This is a genomic window from Faunimonas sp. B44, from assembly GCF_052655945.1.
Genome location: NZ_JBQYEX010000013.1, coordinates 47,378 through 65,145, shown reverse-complemented (window position 1 = coordinate 65,145; position 17,768 = coordinate 47,378). Strand labels below are relative to the sequence as shown.

Below are 17,768 nucleotides of genomic sequence, written 5' to 3'. Positions count from 1 at the left end.
GCTACGCTGCCGGGGCCATCCCTTGGGTTCGACGAGGGGGCAAAGGAGCCGCTCCGCTCATCCAGTCCGACATCGCAGCCTTGAGGCTGCCAGAGGGGCCCGGCCTGGTGGCGACCTCATAGCGGCTGCTGCTGCTCTCATCAAGCGGCGCGCCCACGTCAGCGGGTCTGCCGCTTCTTGCCCTCATAGGGGTTTCGCTCGGCCCTCAGCATCAGCCGGATCGGCACGCCGTCCAGGCCGAAATCGTCGCGGAGCGCGTTCGTCAGGTAGCGGCGGTAGGAATCGGGCAGCGATTCCGGCCGCGAGCAGGACAGGTAGAAGGTCGGCGGCCGGGTCTTCGTCTGCGACAGGTACTTGAGCTTGATGCGGCGCCCCGACACGGCCGGCGGCGGGTGCCGCGCCGTCGTGGCCTCGAGCCAGCGATTGAGCTGGGCGGTGGCAATGCGCTTGTTCCAGACCGCGTGGATCGCGAGGACCGTCTCCATCAGGCGGTCGAGGCCGAACCCGGTTAGCCCGGAGATCGGCACGAGCGGTACGCCCCTGACCTGGGCGAGCGTTTCCGCCAGGTCCGCCCGGATCTCGTCGAGCCGTGCCTGCCGGTCTTCCACCATGTCCCACTTGTTGAGGACGAGAACGAGCGCCCTCCCCTCGCGCGCGACGAGGTCGGCGATCTGGAGATCCTGCTTCTCGAGCGGCTCGCTCGCATCCATCACGAGCACGACGACCTCGGCGAAGCGCACCGCGCGGAGCGCGTCGCCCACGGACAGCTTCTCGAGCTTCTCGACGACCTTCGCCTTGCGCCGCATGCCGGCCGTATCGACGAGCTCGAACGCCCGGCCGCGCCAGGTCCAGGGCACCGCGATCGAATCGCGCGTGATCCCGGCCTCCGGCCCGGTCAGGAGGCGCTCCTCGCCGATCATCCGGTTGATGAGCGTCGACTTGCCGGCGTTGGGCTGGCCCACGACGGCGATCTTCAGCGGTCCGGTCCGGCCCTCGTCCGCGTCCTCGCCCTCCGCAGCCGCTTCTTCCTCCGGCGGGGCATGTTCCCTGATGGCGTCGTAGAGGTCGGGTATGCCGATGCCGTGCTCGGCCGAAACCGGGATGGCCTCCCCGAAGCCGAGGGAATAGGCCTCCAGCAGGCCGGAATCGGCCGCCCTGCCCTCGGCCTTGTTGGCGATCAGGACCACCGGCTTTCCGGACGTCCGCACAGCGGCGGCGAAATGCTCGTCGGCCGGCGTCACGCCGGCCCGCGCGTCGATCATGAAGAGGACCACGTCGGCGTCGGCGATCGCAGCCTCGGTCTGCCGGCGCATGCGGCCGGCGAGGCTCTCCTCGCCCGCCTCCTCCAGCCCCGCCGTGTCGATGACGCGCATCGCGAATTCGCCGAACGTCGCCTCGCCCTCGCGGCGGTCGCGCGTGACGCCCGGGCGGTCGTCGACGAGCGCGATGCGCTGCCCGACGAGCCGGTTGAAGAGGGTCGACTTGCCGACGTTCGGCCGGCCGACAATGGCGACTGCGAGCCGCATCGGCCGGTCGATCTCCTATTGGAACGCGGACAGCTGGCCGTCCGAGCCGAGGACCAGCAGCTGCCCGGACGCGGCGACCGGGCGGACGAAGGACGGGCTCGACAGCGGCCGCGTGCCGACGATCGTGCCGTTCGTCGGGTCGACCGAGACGAGCTTGCCGTCGTTGGAAACGGCCCACAGCGCGCCGCCGGCGAGCGTCGGCCCGACCCAGACGGAGAAGAAGCGCTTCTCCCGCACGGCCGGCAGCGCCGTCCGCCAGGCGACGCGGCCGGTGCGCCGGTCGAGCGCGACCATGTTGTCGGCGAGGTCCACGAGGAACACGGCGTCGCCCGCGACGGCGGGCGTTGTCGCGCTTCCGACGTTCTGCTCCCAGAGCCGCTCGCCGTTCGCCAGCCGGATCGCGATCGTGCGGCCGGCGACGCCGGTGGCGTACACCACGCCGTCATGGATGACCGGGCTCGCGGCGAGGTCCGTGAGGCCGGCGACGGCCATCGAGCGCGTTGCGCGCACCACCGTGTCGCCCCATTTCGGCTGGCCGGTGGCGGTGTCGAGTGCGATGATCTCGCCGGAGGGCAGCGGGACGACGACCGTGTTGCCCGAAACCGCCGGGCTCGCGGCGGACAGCACGCCCGCCGTCTCGCGGATGCCCGATTGCGTCCAGGCGAGCGTCCCGTCGGCCGCGTTCACGGCATGGACGGTGCTCGTCGCGCTGACGACGTAGACCTTGCCGCCGGCCGCAGTCGGGGCCGAGCGCGCCGGCGCGTCGAGCTTGTAGGTCCACACTCGGCCGCCGGTGGAGGCGTCGAGCGCGACGAGCTCGCCGTAGCCCGTCGCCGCGAAGACCGCGTTCCCCGCAGCCGCAACGCCGCCGCCCGGCAGCGAGGCGCGATCGCCTTCCGGCGCGAGGCTCACCGACCATGCCCGTCCGCCGCCGGCCGAGAGGCTCGTGACGGCGCCGTCCGAGCCGTAGACGTAGATGCGGCCGCCGTGGACGATCGGCGGCGCGGGGCTGCGGGCGTTGCGCTTGGCGAGCGCAGCAGTCGCCGTGGCGCGCCAGGCGGCGTTCGCGCCGCCCGAGGCGAGGCTGACGTTGCCGGGCGCATTGGCAGCGTTGCCGCCGGGCTGCGACCAGTCGGCGCTGGCCGTCTGCGGCCCGGGATGGGCGCGGCCTCCCGCCGCCTCCACGCCGAGCGAGGCGAGCGCCGGGCGCCGCTCGCCCGGCAGCGGCGTCTCCTTGCTGCCGAGGAAATCGAGCGAGCCGCAGCCGGCGAGCAGGCCGGCGGCGAGGATCAGGATCGTTGTCGCGCCGCTCCGGCGCGCCGTGTGGGTCGCTGTCATACTTTCCTGCCGCATTGCTAGTCGGTCGGCGTGGCGTTGGCGGGCGCGCCGTCGGCGGGCGCCGGGTCCGCCGACGGTTCGGCTGCGCCGGCGTCCGGCCCGGTCCCGCCGGAGGACGACTGGCCATCGATCAGGGCGACCATCATGGTCGCGCGCGTCTGGCCGTCCTGCGGCGCTTCCGCGTCCTGCTGGATGGTGGCGAAGAGCTCGCGTGCGCGGCCGAGATCGCCGTCCTCGTAGGCGACGGTGGCGACGACCTCGCGCGCCATGTGCCGCCACGGGTTTCCGCTCTGGTTGAGCGGCTCGGCCCGGCTCGCCGCACCCTGGAGGTCGCCGGCCCCGAGCGCGAGAAGCGCGCCGCGCAGCCGCGCGAGGTCGCGCATCACGGCCGGCACGCGGCCGTCGGCGGCGATGGCGTCGAAGCCCGCGATCGCGTCCTCGGTGGCGCCCGCCTTCGCCTTCTCGCCGGCGAGCGCCAGGCGCGCGAGGAAGCCGTAGCCGCCGTCGCCGCGCTGGGCGATCTCGGAATAGATGCGCTCCGCCTCGTCGGAACTGCCGGCCTCCGCCGCGCGCAGCGCCGCGATGTAGCGGTCGCCGGATTCGGCCGCCTGGCGCGCCTGCCACCAGAGCCAGCCGCGATAGCCGGCGGTGATCAGCACGATCGCGACGCAGACCGCGATGATCAGCGCGCCGAAGCGCTCCCACAGCGCCCTCAGCTGGTCGCGGCGCAGCTCCTCGTCGACTTCGCGGATGAACTGGTCAGAGCTTCGATCGTCGTGCGCCATGCTGCGGAGAGCTTCTCTTTCTGGCCGGGGCTGGGCCGGCGCGAGCGGCGCGGACCCTATCGGCTTTGCCGCGGCCGGGCAACGCGAAATCCCCCTCGCCGACCCTCCCGGAGGCGAGACAGGACGGCTCCGCATGCCTATACCTCCGCCCCAGCCGCGCGCCTGCGCGGGAGGTCCACACGGCATATCAATCAGGGAGATCAACATGGGAGAGACGATCACGCTCGAGGCGAGCGACGGGCACCGGCTCGGCGCCTACCTCGCACAGCCGGAGGGCATGTCAAAGGCCGGGATCGTGGTCATCCAGGAGATCTTCGGGGTGAACAGCCACATCCGCAGCGTCTGCGACCGGCTTGCGGCGGAAGGCTACCTCGCCATCGCGCCGGCGATCTTCGACCGCCAGCAGCCCGGCTTCGAATCCGGCTATTCCGAGGCCGAGGTCGCGACGGCGCGCAAGTTCCTCGGATCGCTCGACTGGGACGCGTTCCTGCGCGACACGAGGGCGGCAGCCGAACTCGTCAAGGACCGCGGCCTGCCGATCGGGATCGTCGGCTTCTGCCTCGGCGGCTCGATCGCCTATCTCGCGGCCACCCGGCTCGACCTCTTCAGCGCCGCCGTCGCGTTCTATGGCGGCCGCATCGCCGATTTCGCCGACGAGGCGCCGTCCTGCCCCACCCTCATGCATTTCGGCGAGAAGGACGGCTCGATCCCGATGGCGGACGTCGAGGCGATCCGGAAGAAACGCCCGGACTGCACCATCCACGTCTACCCGGCGGGCCACGGCTTCAACTGCGATGAGCGCGCGAGCTACGACGCGGAGAGCGCGGCACTCGCCTGGCGCCGCACGCTGGACTGGTTCGACAGGACGCTGGCCGGCTAGGGCCGAACGGCCGCGCCGGGGAAAGATCGGGGGCGGCTCGCGCCGCGATTCGGGGTAAGGTGCCGGGACTGCGCCGAGGCGGCGGGAGGAGCGGGCGAATGACCGGGGCGGTGCTCTACCACGAACATCCCAGCATGGTGCGGAGCAATCCGCTGCTGTTCCTCCTGGCACTCCTCCTCGTCCCGGTCGGGATCGGAATCGTGATCCTCCTCGTCTGGTGGATCAGGGTGCGCACCATCGCGCTCCGCGTCACCGACGAGGAGGTCCAGTACGAGGCCGGGCTCCTGTCGAAGGAACGGCGCGAGATGAAGCGGACGGCGATCCGGACGGTCACGCTCGACCAGAGCCTGCTCGACAGGATCTTCGGGGTGGCGACCGTCTCGATCTATTCGGCCGGGGACCATCCCGAGATCGTCGTTCGCGGCCTCCCCTCCCCCGATCGCCTCCGCAACCTCCTCTAGACCCACATCATGTAGAGGATCGCGAGGATAATGAAGGCGAGCGGCAGGCCGACGAACAGGACCACCTTGTTCATCTTGCGGTCTTCGCCCTGCCGGGCTTCCGTCTTGGTGAGCTCTTCGTGGGTCATGGCATCCCCTTCCAGCGTGTCCTTGGCCAACGCGGTCGGCTGAGCGCGGTTCCCCGTGGCGAGCCTGCCCTCGCCGGCGCCCGACTCCGCTTCGCCCGGGCGAGGCTCCAGCACCGAGAGGCCGCGCTGGTGCATCCGGATCCGCAGGGGCGAGGCGAGGCGCACGATCTCCCCGTCGACGGAGGCGCGCACGTCGGGCCGGGCGAGCACGACGTCGATCGCCCGGCCGGTCATGCGCTCCAGCAGCGGGCTTTCCTTGATCGCCCCGAGCGTGACCGCCGCCGTCAGCTGGAGAAGGTCGGTCCACCGCCGGGACGTGCTCACGTAGAGGCCGAACCGCCCCTGCCGCAAATCGTCGGCATAGGGCAGATGGCCCTCCCCGAACGGGTTGTTCGAGACGACGAGCGCTGCGGTCCGGCGCACCTGGCGGACACCGTCCACGTCGATCTCGGCCCGGAAGTAGGGTGGGCGCCGGATCACCAGCCAGAGCGCTTGGACGTTGGCGAGGATCTTCCCGATGCGGGACCCGTATTTGAGCCGCTCGCGCACGCGGATCATGCGCGGGTGAAGGCCGAGCGTGACATGGTGGATGAAGAGCCGCCCGTTCACCTCGCCGATGTCGACGGCGACCGCCCGGCCGTGCGCCAGCGCCTCCGCCGCCGGCTCGAGCTCGAGCGGGATGCCGAGGGAGCGGGCGAAGAGGTTCATGGTGCCGAGCGGAAGGATGCCGAGCGTCATGCCGCTGCGGGCGGCCGCTGACGCTGCGGCCGAGACCGTGCCGTCCCCCCCGCCGACGATGATCGCGTCGCAGCCCTTTGCGGCGCAGACGCGCGTGATCGCGGCGATCGCCGCGCTACCGCCGTGCACTTCCGCCGCCGCCTGATGACCGGCGTCGCGGAAGATGGCGGCGATCCGATCCGCCGTCTCCTGCGGGTCGAGCCCGCGAAGCGTGCCGGCATTGCTGTTGAGGACGATCGTGACCTTCATGGAAGCTGCGCCTTCGCCGGAAACGTGGTCATGCACCGGCGCGAGGCGCGAATCCAGCGGCGGACGATGCCCGGTCGGGATGCGCGCAGGTGCTAGTCCCGGTCCTCCGCGGCCTCGTCCTCCGCGCGCTCCAGCTCCTCTTCCGGGCTGGCGGCCCGCATGTCGGGGTCCATGCCGTACCCTTCCGCGCCGCCGTAGCCCTCGGCTGACATATCGAGCGACGCCAGTGCGTCGTCGATCACCACGATCAGGCTGTCGAACTCATGCTCCATGTCCATGCCGGAGCGGGTCGTCAGGTCGTCGCGGATCCGCAGCAGCAGGTTCCGCTTGCTGCCCACCGACTCGCCCGGCGAGCTGAGGATCGCGGCGATGTCGTCGGCGGTGACCGGCTGGTCCATGCCCGGCAGATCGTCGTCGCCGCCGGCGTCGTATTCGGCCGAAAGCGGCGAGCCGCTGCGATCGATGTCTCTGGCCATGAAACCGTCCTCCCTGATCCGATGAGAATTCCGCAGCACGGATTAGAGTTCCCGCCGGGCGCGAGCCATCCCGAACGACGAGGGGGCCGCGATGCGGCCCCCTCGCTTCGTCTCTTTCGCTGGCGACGGTTCGCCGGTCAGGCGACCACCCAGCCCGGGTGCCAGCCATAGGTCTGCACCATGTGCCAGCCGCTCTCGCCGCCGTCGGGATTGTAGAGCCAGGACGGGTAGAAGCCCCAGCCCGCGGTCCACGACCAGCTCCAGCCCCAGCCGTAATAGGGGCTGTACTGCCAGCCATAGGCGTACGACCAGCTGTACCAGTAGTCGATGCCCCAGCCGACGTACCAGCCGTACGACCAGCCGTAGTCGAGCGACCAGCTGTACCAGTAATCGACGCCCCAGCCGACGTACCAGCCGTACGACCAGCCGTAGTCCAGCGACCAGCTGTACCAGTAATCGACGCCCCAGCCGACGTACCAGCCGTACGACCAGCCGTAGTCCAGCGACCAGCTGTACCAGTAGTCGATGCCCCAGCCGAGATACCAGCCGTACGACCAGCCGTAGTCCAGTGACCAGCTGTACCAGTAGTCGTAACCCCAGCCGACGTACCAGCCATACGACCAGCCGTAATCAAGCGACCAGCTGTTCCAGTAATCGATGCCCCAGCCGACGTACCAGCCGTACGACCAGCCCGGCTCGTAAGACCAGCTGTACCAGTAGTCGTAGCCCCAGCCGAGGTACCAGTCGGCGTACCAGCCGTACGCGGGATCGTAGGCCCAGGCCTGGTGCCAGCCGTAACCGTAAGACCAGCCGTAGCTCCAGTCCCACGTCCAGCCATATGTCCAGCCGACGTGCCAGCCGTATTCATAGGACCAGCCGTAATCGAGAGACCAGGACCAGTCGAACGTCCAGCCGTAATGCCAGCCGTACTCGTACGACCAGCCGTAGTCCAGCGACCAGGACCAGCTGAACGTCCAGCCGTAGTGCCAGCCGTATTCATAGGACCAGCCGTAGTCCAGGGACCAGGACCAGTCGAACGTCCAGCCATAGTGCCAGCCGTACTCGTACGACCAGCCGTAGTCCAGGGACCAGGACCAGCTGAACGTCCAGCCGTAGTGCCAGCCGTACTCGTACGACCAGCCGTACTCCAGGTCCCAGGTCCAGCCGAAAGACCAGCCGTAGTGCCAGCCGTACTCATACGACCAGCCGTAGTCGAGTTCCCACGTCCATCCGTAGGTCCAGCCGGAGTGCCAGCCGTAGCCGTACTCGAGCGAAAGATCCCAATGCCAGCCATATGACCAGTCGATGTACCAACTGTCATAGGCCGGCGAGAGTCCCCAGCCGTAGTACCAGCCCCAACTGGCAGGTGCGGCGATGTCGGCGGTCTCGATCTGGAGGCTGTCTCCCCCCAAGACCGGCAGGACCGCCGTCAGCGTCTTGTCTGCCATCGTTGCCATCTTCTCACCTTGTTCGTCGAACGAGCGTCGACGTGCGTTGTCCACGAATCCGCGAATGGATCCGAGGTGATGCCGACCTAACCGGGACCTGGCAGGATTGCCCGGCTTTTCGCCCGAAACGAGCGGAATCGCTTAAAGAATTGATTTAATTGAATCATTCTGTCCGGAGCTGCACGACGTAGTGCCACAAATCCGTGACAAGGGATTGAATTTCAATAGGAACCTGATCTATCGTCCCGGCCTCTCGGAGTGCACATGTTCTTCCGGCGCAAAGCAGCCCACGGTAGCGAATACCTTCAGCTCGTCGAAAGCGTCCGGGTGGACGGGCGGCCCCGCCAGGTCGTGCGCGCAAGCCTCGGCCGGCTCGACGGCATTGCCGGAAGCGCCGAGTTCGACCGGCTGCTGGACAATGGCGCCGGCCTCAGCCGCACGGGGCTGTTCCTCTCTCCGCACGCGACTCGGCCCGTTTCGGTCGATCACGACGGCGGCCTCGCCCATGCGCTCGTATCCGCCGCCCTCGATCGCTCCGGCCTGATCGAGACGCAGCGCCAGCTCGCCCGCCTGGTACGCGCACCCGTTCACTTGCGATCCCTCCTGCAGGAGGTGGTGTTCCCTCAGCGAGGTCGGCAGTGGGAGGACGGGATGGCCAGCCTCCTGCCGCGCCTCGGCCGGAGAGAGGGGGTCGGCGAGAATGCGGCCGGCGGAACGGAGACGATCGTTTCGGACGGCCTTGCCAGGGCCTTCGCCCGCGACGGAGCCGACGACATCCTGCTCGCGGTCCGGCTCGGCGGGAGAGGCACCGGGCGGCTCTCGCCGATCCGTGGCATCGTGTTCGGCCTCGCCATTCTGCCGTCGGGCGTCGCCGTGGATTACGAGCACTGGCCGCACCAGATCCCCATCCACGAGGTCGTCGCGTCCCTCGGCGCGCGCCTGCGCGACCGGCTGCAGGCGCGTCGCATGATCGTGATCGGGGACGGCGCCGCCATCAACGAGCGGGTCGCAGCCGCCCTGGCCGAACGCGACATTCCCTACGTCGCCATGCTCCGCGGCGGCGTGCACGCGGAGGACGGCGCCGATGGGCCGTTCGAGGCCCACGAAGTGAAGCCGCAGGGGCAGAACGCCGGGGCCGGCCGCGCGCCGCGCTACGTCCGCTTCCTCTGCAAGCGCGCCGCGGAAGGAGAACGTCGGCTGCGCCATCTGCAGGGCGTCCGGTTCGACCACGCCGTTGGCCGGCTCGGCATCCCGCCCGGCTTTGCGGCCGCGGCCAAGCGAAAGCTCCAGGAAGCGGCGGACTGGGACGGCCTCACGCTGCTGGCGACGAACCTGCCCGATCCCCCCGCTGCGGTGGCGCAGATGTACGCGGCGGCGTCGACGGCAGCCGATTGGGAAACCGAGATGGCGGACTTCGGCAGCGCGCTGCTCGAGTGGCAGCACGGCGGGCTCGAGCTGGAAGCCGCCCTCGCGGGCTGGACCAGGATGGCCCTCCTCGGCTTTGCGCTGCGACACGTGCTGACGGCGGAATGCAGGCGCGCGACGGGGCAGGCCGTGACCTGGCCGGCGCTCGCCCGCGCGCTCCAGGCGAGCCGGGCCTTGCGGGTGACTCAGGGAGAGACCACTCTCATCCTGAACCATTCCACGCCTCCGCTCGTCGTCGCACTCGCGGAAGCCCTCGGGGTGAAGCCCGGCGGGCCGATCGAGGTCGCCCCGGCGCAGGGCGGCAGGCCGGCACGGCGCGTCGGCGCAAACGGCAAGAAGCGGCCCGTCCCCACGGGACGGGCGGCAGGGGAGAGCGGAGCGAGTGATGAGTGACCGCAGACCGCCCCGGCTCCGTCCCGGCGCCGCGCCCCAGACGCCCCTCAACGAGGCCATGCGCGCGGTCAAGCCCGCCTTCGCCGTCATGCTTGCGTTCAGCCTGTTCTCCAACCTGCTGAAGCTCACGATCCCGCTCTACATGCTCCAGATCATCGACCGGGTGCTCTCGAGCGGCAGCGAGGACACCCTCCTCTACCTGACGCTGATCGCCGCGCTCGCGCTCGTCGTGGCCTCGACGCTCCTCGCGGTGCAGAAGGTGATCCAGAACCGCATCGGCCAGTGGCTCGAGGAGCGCCTGTTCCGACCGGTGCTGACCGCCAGCCTCGACGGCCAGCTCGTCGGCCGGTCGATGGGCAGCCAGGCGGTCCGCGACCTCAGCATGGTGAGGCAGTTCATCTCCTCGCAGGGCTTCGCCACCCTGCTCGACGCGCCGTGGACGCCCATCTTCATCCTGGTCATCTTCCTGCTCCACACCTGGCTCGGGCTCCTGACGGTGGCGGCAGCGATCCTTCTCCTGCTGCTCGCGGGCATCAACGACATCCTGATCCGCAACCGCCAGATGGCGGCGCAGGCGCAATCCAACCGCCTGTTCCAGGAGGTCGAGCGCGGCAGCCACAATGCGGCGATCATCCACGCGATGGGCCTCCTCGACGCCTTCCTGGCGCGGCTCGACACCATCCGCCGGTCGGCCCGCGACGATGACGAGCGCGTCAACGAGCGCAATGCGTCGATCACCGGCCTGACCCGCTTCATCCGCCAGCTCGCCCAGGTCCTGACCTATGCGACCGGCGCCTATCTCGTGCTCGAGGGCGAGGTCACGTCCGGGGTGATGATCGCCGGCGCGATCCTGCTTTCGCTCGCGCTTTCCCCCGTCGACCAGGCGATCTCGGCCTGGCGGGGCATGGTCAACACCTGGCAGGCCCGCGGCCGCATCCAGCAGCAGCTCGCCGCCGTCGACGCGCGCGCCGACGTCCCCTACGAGGCGCCGCGGCCGGAGGGGCACCTCGTCCTGCAGCAGGCACTCTTCATGCCGCAGGGGCGCGGCCGGCCGGTGCTCCGGCCGCTCAGCTTCGAGGTCCGGCCCGGCGAGATGCTCGGCGTGCTCGGCCCGTCCTCCTCCGGCAAGAGCACGCTGCTGCGGATGCTGGTCGGGGTGGTCGCGCCGACCGGCGGCAGCGTCCGCCTCGACAATGCCGACTTGCACCGCCAGCTGTCCGGGGACATCGGCCGCCACATCGGCTACCTGCCGCAGGACCCGATGCTTTTCCATGCCAGCATCGCCGACAACATCGCCCGCCTCGAGCCCGCCACCCGCGAGGGGCGCAACAGCGCGGTGGTCGAGGCCGCGCGTATGGCGAACATCGATTCGGCCATCATCGAGCTGCCCGACCGCTACGAGACGATCGTCGACAACGACACGCTCATCCTGTCGCGGAGCGAGCGCCAGCGCATCGCGCTCGCGCGCGCGCTCTACGGCCGCCCCCGGCTCATCGTGCTCGACGAGCCCGCCACGTTCCTGGACCGCAGCTCGGAGGCCGCCCTCATCGAAAACCTCGCCCAGCTGCGCGAGCAGGGCAGCACCATCGTGCTGGTCTCGCAGCGGCCGACGCTGCTGGAAATCTGCGACCGCCTCCTGCTGCTGCGCGACGGCATGATCGAGGCCTATGGCGAGCCGAAGGCGGTGATGGAGCGGCTGCGCGACAACGGCCAGGGCCGGATCGAGCGCGGCGGCGGACCCCAGCGCCGCATCGCGCTCCAGGCGGTGAGCGGGCCGAGCGGCAATGGCTGAGGAAATGAACATGACCAGATCCATCGGCCAGTCCGCCGGCGCCGGGCGGCCCCGCCTCGGCGGCATGCTCCGCACGCCCGTCGCGATCGGCGCATTCGCCATAGCCGGCTTCTTCGGCGGCTTCGGGACCTGGGCCCTGACGGCGCCGCTCTCGGGCGCGGCGGTGGCGGTCGGCGTCGTCAGTCCCGACACGAACAGCAAGTCCATCCAGCACCTCGAAGGCGGCATCGTCCGCAGCATCGAGGTGCGCGACGGCTCGGTCGTCGCCGTCGGCGACGTGCTCGTCGTGCTCGACGACACCAAGGCCCGCTCCGCACTCGAGCAGCAGCTCGTCGAGCACCGCAGCCTGGTCGCGCGCCGGGCGCGCCTCGACGCGGAATGGCGCTACCTCCACGGCGAGGACGACGCCCGCCCCGAGTTCCCGGCCGAACTGCGCCGCGAGGCGGAGACGGTCGCCGCCGTGGCCGAGATCGTCGAGGCGGAGGAGCGCCAGTTCGCCACGCGCAAGGCGACGCTCGAAAGCAACCTCGCGATCATGGACCAGACCGTTCGCCAATACGAAGCCGAGGTCCGCGGCCTGAACATCCAGGTCGAGGCGATCGGCCGCGCGCTCACGCTCATCAAGCAGGAGATCGATCTCGTCGACGACCTGCGCAGCCGCGGCCTGGAGAAGATCTCCAGGGTGCTCGACGTCCAGCAGTCGCTCGCCGAACGCGAGGAGAAGAAGGCTTCGCTGGAAAGCCAGATCACGACCCGAACGGAACTGGTCAAGACGACCACGCTGCAGATCGCCCAGGCGAAGGCGACGCGGCTCGACGAGGTGATCTCCGAACTGGTGAGCGTTCGCGGCCAGATTCAGTCGGTGGCGGAGAAGATTGCGGCGAGCCGCGACACGCTCGAGCGCACCGTCGTCCGCTCGCCCGTCGAGGGGACGATCCTCAATCTCCGCCTCCACACGATCGGCGGCGTGATAGAGCCCGGCGCCACGGTCATGGATATCGTGCCGGCGGAAGACGAGCTCATCATCGACGCGCGCGTGCAGCCGAACGACATCGACGCGGTCCATGCCGGGCAGACCGCCCGCCTCCAGCTCCTCGCATACCCCACCCGGGAAATGCCGCTCATCGAGGGCACGGTGGAAACGGTTTCGGCGTCGAGCCTCGTCGACAGCGCCACGGGGGAATCGTACTATCTCGTGAAGATCAAGGTGCCACCGTCGGAGCTCGACGATCTCGGGCCGCGGATCCGCATGGTTCCGGGCATGAGCGTTCAGGCCCTGATCGTCACCAGGGAGCGGACGTTCGTCGACTACCTGATCGACCCGATCCTCAAGTCCGCGCAGAAGAGCTTCCGCGAGAGCTGAGAACCGGTTGCATCCGCCTCGTCAGCGAACCGCCGCCGCGATCGCCTCGTCGGTTAGGACCGGGATGTCGGCGGCGACGACGCCCGTGGCGTGCGCCAGCGCAAGGATCTCGGCCCGCAGTTCCGCCCCCGAGAGCGCGGAATCCCGTGCCGCGATCGCCCCCGCCACCGCGGCGATGCGCGGCGAAGCGAAGCTCGTGCCGGTGAGTTCCGCCGGCGAGCCGTCGAACCGCCGGCCCGGCAGGTCGGTCGCGCGGACGGCGACATGGACCACGCCCGCGCCGTGATTGCTCCTGGCCCAGAGGCCGTGGGTCTCATCGGCGGCGGCCACCACCACGGCGTTCGGCACGTCGTAGCTGGCGGGATAGTTCGGCGTGTTGCGGAGGTCGGCGCCCTCGTTGCCGGCCGCGATCACGAACAGCATGTCCGGATGGCGCCGCATCGCCTCCTCGAAGTCCGGCCAGGGCCGCGACCGTCCCGAAGAGATGCTCACGACCCGCACGCCGTCCGCGGCAGCGCGCTCGACGATCGCCCCGATCTTCCGCTCCGGGTCCTGCGGGAAGTACCGGTAAGGCACGATGCAGACCTGCCGGGGCGCGTCGCGGATGAAGACGCTCGCCACCATCGAGCCGTGGCGCCGGGGCGAGAAGGCGGAAACCCGTGGATCCTTCGATCCGGGCGGGACGCCGAAATCGAACGGCCGGTCGTCCTCGTCCCAGAAATCGTAGCCGACCAGGCGACCGTCCGGGTCCCGGGCCAGCCGCGCCTCGATCTCGGGCTCGAGATAGTTGACGCCGTTGTCGAGTAGCGCCACCCGGGTGCAGTCGCGGCCGCCGGTTCCGTCCGGCACCGGCGGGTTGAGGGGTGCCGGCTGGCCCTGAGGCCGCATCGCGGCGTCGAGGGGCTGCACGGCTTCCGCCGTCGCCGCGCCGTCGCTTTCCCGGTAGACGATCTTGCGGCCGCCCAGCACCCGGCACGACTGATCGACGACGGCGCGCATCAGCGGCCGCTCGTTGCCGGCGGGACCTTCGTGATAGTCGATGAAGAACATGGCGCCAGCGCCTGGCCCGCGCCGGATGCCGGTCACCTTGAGAGACCCGCCCGGAAAACGCCAGAGGCGCATCCAGCCCATCTCGTCCCGGAGCCGGAAACGGTCTTCGCTCTCCAGGGCGGCGCCCTCCGCGGGCGGCGTTGCCACGCCGCCGCGGCAGACGCGTCCGGCCGCCTCGAGGACGAAGTCCTCGGCTGCGGCAGCCGCCGCCGGCTGCGCGAGGAGAAGGATGGCAAGGCACGCGAGCGCGACACGCGCCGCCGCCGTCGATGTTCCGGTGCTAGGGCAGCCTGTATCCGTATCCCGCAAGATCGACCCCTGTCTGCTCCGCCAGGCGGGCGTTGGACGGCGCATAGATCGCCGTCAGCCGCTCGACCAAGGCTGGCGGGAAATTGAGGTCGATATCGGGCGCAGGATTGTGCTGCTGGAGCTGCTGCGCGCCCTTGGAGAGCGGCATGCGGATGAAGTCGTCCGCGGCCCTTTCGTGCGGAACCGCGACGCCGAGTTCGTTCTGGAAATAGGTCCGCATCCGCATGCAGCTGAACGGCTCGTAGAATGCGCCGCCGAACTCGTGCGGGAACTTCTCGTTGAACCGGCGCATCAGTTCGTAGACGCCGAGCGACGGCCCCTGCTTGTTGAGCTCGCGCATCTGCAGCTCGACCCGGCTCACGCCGATGCCGTCGCACAGGCGCGCGACGAAGGCCTTCTCGTCGGCCTTGAGCAGCTCGAACGGCACGGCGCACACGTTCTCGCGTCCGAACAGGCCCGCATAGAGATCGAAGACCTTGTCGAAACAGAACTCGCGGCACCAGTTCCGGTCCTGGAAGAGATAGGTGTACTCGAGGAACTTCCGGAACGTGCCCGGATACCCGCCCTTCACCATCTCGGTATAGAGCGACTTCAGCAGGCTGAGCTGCTCCCGGAATACGAAGACGACGCAGGTGTCGTCGCCAAAGATTTCGTGGAGGCGTTTCGCCTTGGTCACGACGTCGACCTCATTGCCGAGCGTGAACGACAGGAATTCGGAAGAAAGTCCGACCGCCTTGGTCTTCTCGTCCGCCTCGGCCGCTTCGAAATGCGGCTCGAACGCCGCCTTCGCCTGCTGGGAGTCGTAGATGAACTCGCGCTTGTAGCGGAGATCGACTTCAGCGACGTTGGTCACCGCGTCGTCTATGTAGCGGTTGTTGTTCTTGTTCCAGCCGTTGCCGAGGTGATAGAGCTCGGGATGATCCGGAAAGAACGTGATCTGGATCGAGGTCGAGGCACATTTCGGGTATCCGATATGGATATACCGGCGCTTTGGCATGGGCCGTGGGCTCCTGGCGGCTGGCCTGCAGGGGGGCGGCGGGTTCGGCTTTCGTGCCGGGCCGTCGGGCCGGCACTCTGTTCCGGATGAGCGGCGGTGCCGCCGGCGCCCGCACTATTCCTTCGTGATGTCCGTGAAATTCAGGTTCGGCGGCGGCGCGCCCTTCCCGCCGGGCCGAGGCGGTCCGCCCGGGCGGCCACCGCCGCCCGGCCTGCCGCCGCCGCCGCCCATCGTCTTCTGCATCGTCTCGCCGATCTTCTGGAACGCGGCCTGAAGGCGGCCGGCGGAGATGATCAACTGGACGACGTCTTCCGATCCGGACTTGTCCTCGACGGCAAAGGTGAGCTTGACGATCCCGGTTTCCGGATCGGGCTCGATCGCGGTGACCTTCTCGACGAAGTGCCGCGCCACTGAATTGGTCATTCGACGTCCCTCCCTGCGATCAGACGAGCGGCTGGCCGCCGCCGGTGCCTTCGTCGTCCGCAGTCAGATCCCGCAGCCTCGGCTGGCCGCCGCGCATGCCTCCCGGTCCGGGGCCGCCAGGCCCGGCACCCTGGGGCCCGGCGCCCTGCTGTCCGCCCTCCTGCTTGCGCAGGATCCCGCGCTGGATCAGGTCCTGGTAGACGTTCCGGAGCACGCCGACCGACCGCGTGAAGCCGCTCATCGGGATCGACACGGTGAAGCTGACATCCTCGGCGGTCGTCTCCGCATCCGCGGAGGCCTCGCCCTTCGCGTCGGCCTGCAGCGAAGCGAACTCGATGCGCACGACACCGCCAACGAAATACGCACGGTGAATGCGGCTGGCGAATAGGTCCAACTTCATCAATGGCTCCGGATGCTTTGGGAAAGGGCGGCATCTATAGCAATTGGTCGCTACCCGGTCCAGCACGGGCGACACGCGCACTTTCGATGAGAGATCCCGAACGCGGCGTCGGAACCGGCCCGGAGAAGCGCCGATCGCGCTTGACACCCTCTGGGGCCGAACCCTAAATGCGCCTCGCCGCACGGGCACCCCATCGTGCGCCTGGGGCCGTAGCTCAGATGGGAGAGCGCTGCAATCGCACTGCAGAGGTCAGGGGTTCGATTCCCCTCGGCTCCACCAACGCACCCGATCCGGACCTTCGATAGTTTCCGCCGACTCGCCAAGGGAGCAACGCCGTTTGGTTTCCTTGCAGCACTGCCCGCTTGGCACGCCGCCCGAGGCGGACGTTCTTCCCGGGGATCTCGCACCCTGCCGGCGACCCGGAATCCGCCCTCGCCTCGCATTCCGGCACCCATCTCTGTTCAAAATGCCTAAATGTTTATCGACTTGTGGGCCGGTGCCGCTGCCGCTACGAAGAGCGGCGGAGATCGTGACCCCTGCGGCCGCCTTTCGGGCATGACTCTTGCGTCCTCCGGAGCACCCGCGGACCGGGCTTCCCGGGTCCGATGCGGGTGCGCCGCGCCGGATCGTCTCGATAACATGCAGCCAAGGATCAAGAGGCCAGGATGAAGGGTATAGTGCTTGCCGGGGGCAGCGGGACCAGGCTCCACCCGATCACGAAGTCGGTCAGCAAGCAGATCTTGCCGGTCTACGACAAGCCGATGATCTACTATCCGCTGTCGACGCTCATGCTGGCCGGGATCCGCGACATCCTGATCATCTCGACGCCGCGCGACGTCCCGACCTTTCGGGACCTTCTCGGCGACGGCTCGGAATGGGGCATCAGCCTGAGCTATGCCGAGCAGCCCCGGCCCGAGGGACTGGCGCAGGCCTTCCTCATCGGCGAGGACTTCATCGCGGGCGAACCGTGTGCGCTCGTGCTCGGCGACAACCTCTTCTACGGCCACGCCCTCTCCACCTTGCTGCGGCAAGCGGCGGAGCGGCCCGACGGCGCGACCGTCTTCGCCTATTGGGTCCAGGACCCCGAGCGGTATGGCGTGGTCGATTTCGATTCCGAGTTTCGCGCCCTGTCGCTTGAGGAGAAGCCGGCAAGGCCGAAATCGAACTGGGCGGTCACCGGGCTGTATTTCTACGACGGCGAGGTGGTCGACCTCGCCAAGACCATCCGCCCCTCGGCGCGGGGCGAGCTCGAGATCACCGACCTCAACCAGCTTTACCTCGACCGCAAGAGCCTGAAGGTCGAGCGCCTCGGCCGCGGCTACGCCTGGCTCGACACCGGCACGCACGAATCGCTGCTGGAGGCCGGCGAGTTCATCCGCGCCATCGAGCACCGGCAGGGCCTGAAGATCGCCTGCCTCGAGGAGGTCGCCTACGAAATGGGCTTCATCGACGCGGAGCAGGTCGGCCGGCAGGCCGAGCGGCTCGGCAAGTCCGCCTACGGGCAGTACCTTGCGAAATTCGCAGCCCAGATCGCCACGGATCGCCGGGGCCCGTAGCCCGAGCGCGGATGGGCTTCACGCGCTCCAT

The 17,768-nt window shown here is 69.2% G+C and carries 16 protein-coding genes and 1 tRNA gene; 7 read left to right on the top strand and 10 right to left on the bottom strand.

All coding sequences use genetic code 11. The features are described 5' to 3' along the window. Positions 1-158: 158 nt before the first annotated feature. The 3 genes from der to ACUN0C_RS16975 are packed head-to-tail and all read right to left on the bottom strand — an operon-like array spanning position 159 to position 3,649. The gene (der, locus tag ACUN0C_RS16985) at positions 159-1,526 is read right to left on the bottom strand and encodes a ribosome biogenesis GTPase Der (protein WP_445467590.1); all 1,368 of its coding nucleotides are present in this window, start codon (positions 1,524-1,526) and stop codon (positions 159-161) included. 15 nt (positions 1,527-1,541) lie between these two features. Next, a complete protein-coding gene (locus tag ACUN0C_RS16980; RefSeq protein WP_445467589.1) occupies positions 1,542-2,864 on the bottom strand; it encodes an outer membrane protein assembly factor BamB family protein in 1,323 nt (440 codons plus the stop codon). A 17-nt stretch (positions 2,865-2,881) separates the two neighbouring features. Next, complete coding sequence (locus ACUN0C_RS16975; protein WP_445467588.1) at positions 2,882-3,649, bottom strand: tetratricopeptide repeat protein; 768 nt, start codon at positions 3,647-3,649, stop codon at positions 2,882-2,884. A 205-nt stretch (positions 3,650-3,854) separates the two neighbouring features. On the opposite strand from ACUN0C_RS16975, the gene ACUN0C_RS16970 reads away from it, so the two are divergent. Further along, on the top strand, positions 3,855-4,529 hold the full coding sequence (locus ACUN0C_RS16970) for a dienelactone hydrolase family protein (protein ID WP_445467587.1): 675 nt from the start codon (positions 3,855-3,857) through the stop codon (positions 4,527-4,529). Between the two features lie 98 nt (positions 4,530-4,627). Next, positions 4,628-4,990, top strand: a complete 363-nt coding sequence (locus tag ACUN0C_RS16965; RefSeq protein ID WP_445467586.1) for a PH domain-containing protein — start codon at positions 4,628-4,630, stop codon at positions 4,988-4,990. Here ACUN0C_RS16965 and ACUN0C_RS16960 read toward each other — a convergent pair. The 3 genes from ACUN0C_RS16960 to ACUN0C_RS16950 all read right to left on the bottom strand — a co-directional run bounded on the left by ACUN0C_RS16960 (position 4,987) and on the right by ACUN0C_RS16950 (position 8,038). After that, a complete protein-coding gene (locus tag ACUN0C_RS16960) occupies positions 4,987-6,105 on the bottom strand; it encodes a diacylglycerol/lipid kinase family protein (RefSeq protein WP_445467585.1) in 1,119 nt (372 codons plus the stop codon). The genes ACUN0C_RS16965 and ACUN0C_RS16960 overlap by 4 nt on opposite strands. A 92-nt stretch (positions 6,106-6,197) precedes the next feature. Continuing rightward, positions 6,198-6,581: a hypothetical protein gene (locus ACUN0C_RS16955; RefSeq protein WP_445467584.1), complete on the bottom strand. Its 384-nt coding sequence runs from the start codon at positions 6,579-6,581 to the stop codon at positions 6,198-6,200. A gap of 137 nt (positions 6,582-6,718) precedes the next feature. Further along, on the bottom strand, positions 6,719-8,038 hold the full coding sequence (locus ACUN0C_RS16950; RefSeq protein WP_445467583.1) for a hypothetical protein: 1,320 nt from the start codon (positions 8,036-8,038) through the stop codon (positions 6,719-6,721). A gap of 255 nt (positions 8,039-8,293) precedes the next feature. On the opposite strand from ACUN0C_RS16950, the gene ACUN0C_RS16945 reads away from it, so the two are divergent. The 3 genes from ACUN0C_RS16945 to ACUN0C_RS16935 are packed head-to-tail and all read left to right on the top strand — an operon-like array spanning position 8,294 to position 13,002. Then, positions 8,294-9,847 carry a hypothetical protein gene (locus ACUN0C_RS16945; protein WP_445467582.1) on the top strand — a complete coding sequence of 518 codons (1,554 nt, stop codon included), beginning with the start codon at positions 8,294-8,296 and terminating at the stop codon, positions 9,845-9,847. Continuing rightward, complete coding sequence (locus tag ACUN0C_RS16940; protein WP_445467581.1) at positions 9,840-11,639, top strand: type I secretion system permease/ATPase; 1,800 nt, start codon at positions 9,840-9,842, stop codon at positions 11,637-11,639. The genes ACUN0C_RS16945 and ACUN0C_RS16940 overlap by 8 nt, the downstream gene beginning before the upstream one ends. A 10-nt stretch (positions 11,640-11,649) precedes the next feature. Then, on the top strand, positions 11,650-13,002 hold the full coding sequence (locus tag ACUN0C_RS16935) for an HlyD family type I secretion periplasmic adaptor subunit (protein WP_445467580.1): 1,353 nt from the start codon (positions 11,650-11,652) through the stop codon (positions 13,000-13,002). Between the two features lie 21 nt (positions 13,003-13,023). Here the strand turns inward: ACUN0C_RS16935 and ACUN0C_RS16930 are convergent, their stop codons facing one another. From ACUN0C_RS16930 to ACUN0C_RS16915, 4 genes are all read right to left on the bottom strand, one after another. After that, positions 13,024-14,361 (bottom strand): S8 family serine peptidase, encoded by a 1,338-nt coding sequence (locus ACUN0C_RS16930; protein WP_445467579.1) that lies wholly within the window; start codon positions 14,359-14,361, stop codon positions 13,024-13,026. Beyond that, complete coding sequence (locus ACUN0C_RS16925; RefSeq protein WP_445467578.1) at positions 14,333-15,358, bottom strand: hypothetical protein; 1,026 nt, start codon at positions 15,356-15,358, stop codon at positions 14,333-14,335. Before ACUN0C_RS16925 ends, ACUN0C_RS16930 begins: the two co-directional genes overlap by 29 nt. A gap of 114 nt (positions 15,359-15,472) precedes the next feature. Next, positions 15,473-15,781, bottom strand: a complete 309-nt coding sequence (locus ACUN0C_RS16920; protein ID WP_445467577.1) for a hypothetical protein — start codon at positions 15,779-15,781, stop codon at positions 15,473-15,475. 19 nt (positions 15,782-15,800) lie between these two features. Further along, positions 15,801-16,181, bottom strand: coding sequence for a hypothetical protein (locus tag ACUN0C_RS16915; RefSeq protein ID WP_445467576.1), 381 nt, complete (start codon positions 16,179-16,181; stop codon positions 15,801-15,803). 203 nt (positions 16,182-16,384) lie between these two features. On the opposite strand from ACUN0C_RS16915, the gene ACUN0C_RS16910 reads away from it, so the two are divergent. After that, a tRNA-Ala gene (locus tag ACUN0C_RS16910) sits at positions 16,385-16,460 on the top strand. Positions 16,461-16,846: 386 nt separating this feature from the next. Beyond that, entirely contained in the window at positions 16,847-17,737 is an 891-nt protein-coding gene (rfbA, locus tag ACUN0C_RS16905; protein ID WP_445467575.1) for a glucose-1-phosphate thymidylyltransferase RfbA, read from the top strand. Positions 17,738-17,768: the final 31 nt, after the last annotated feature.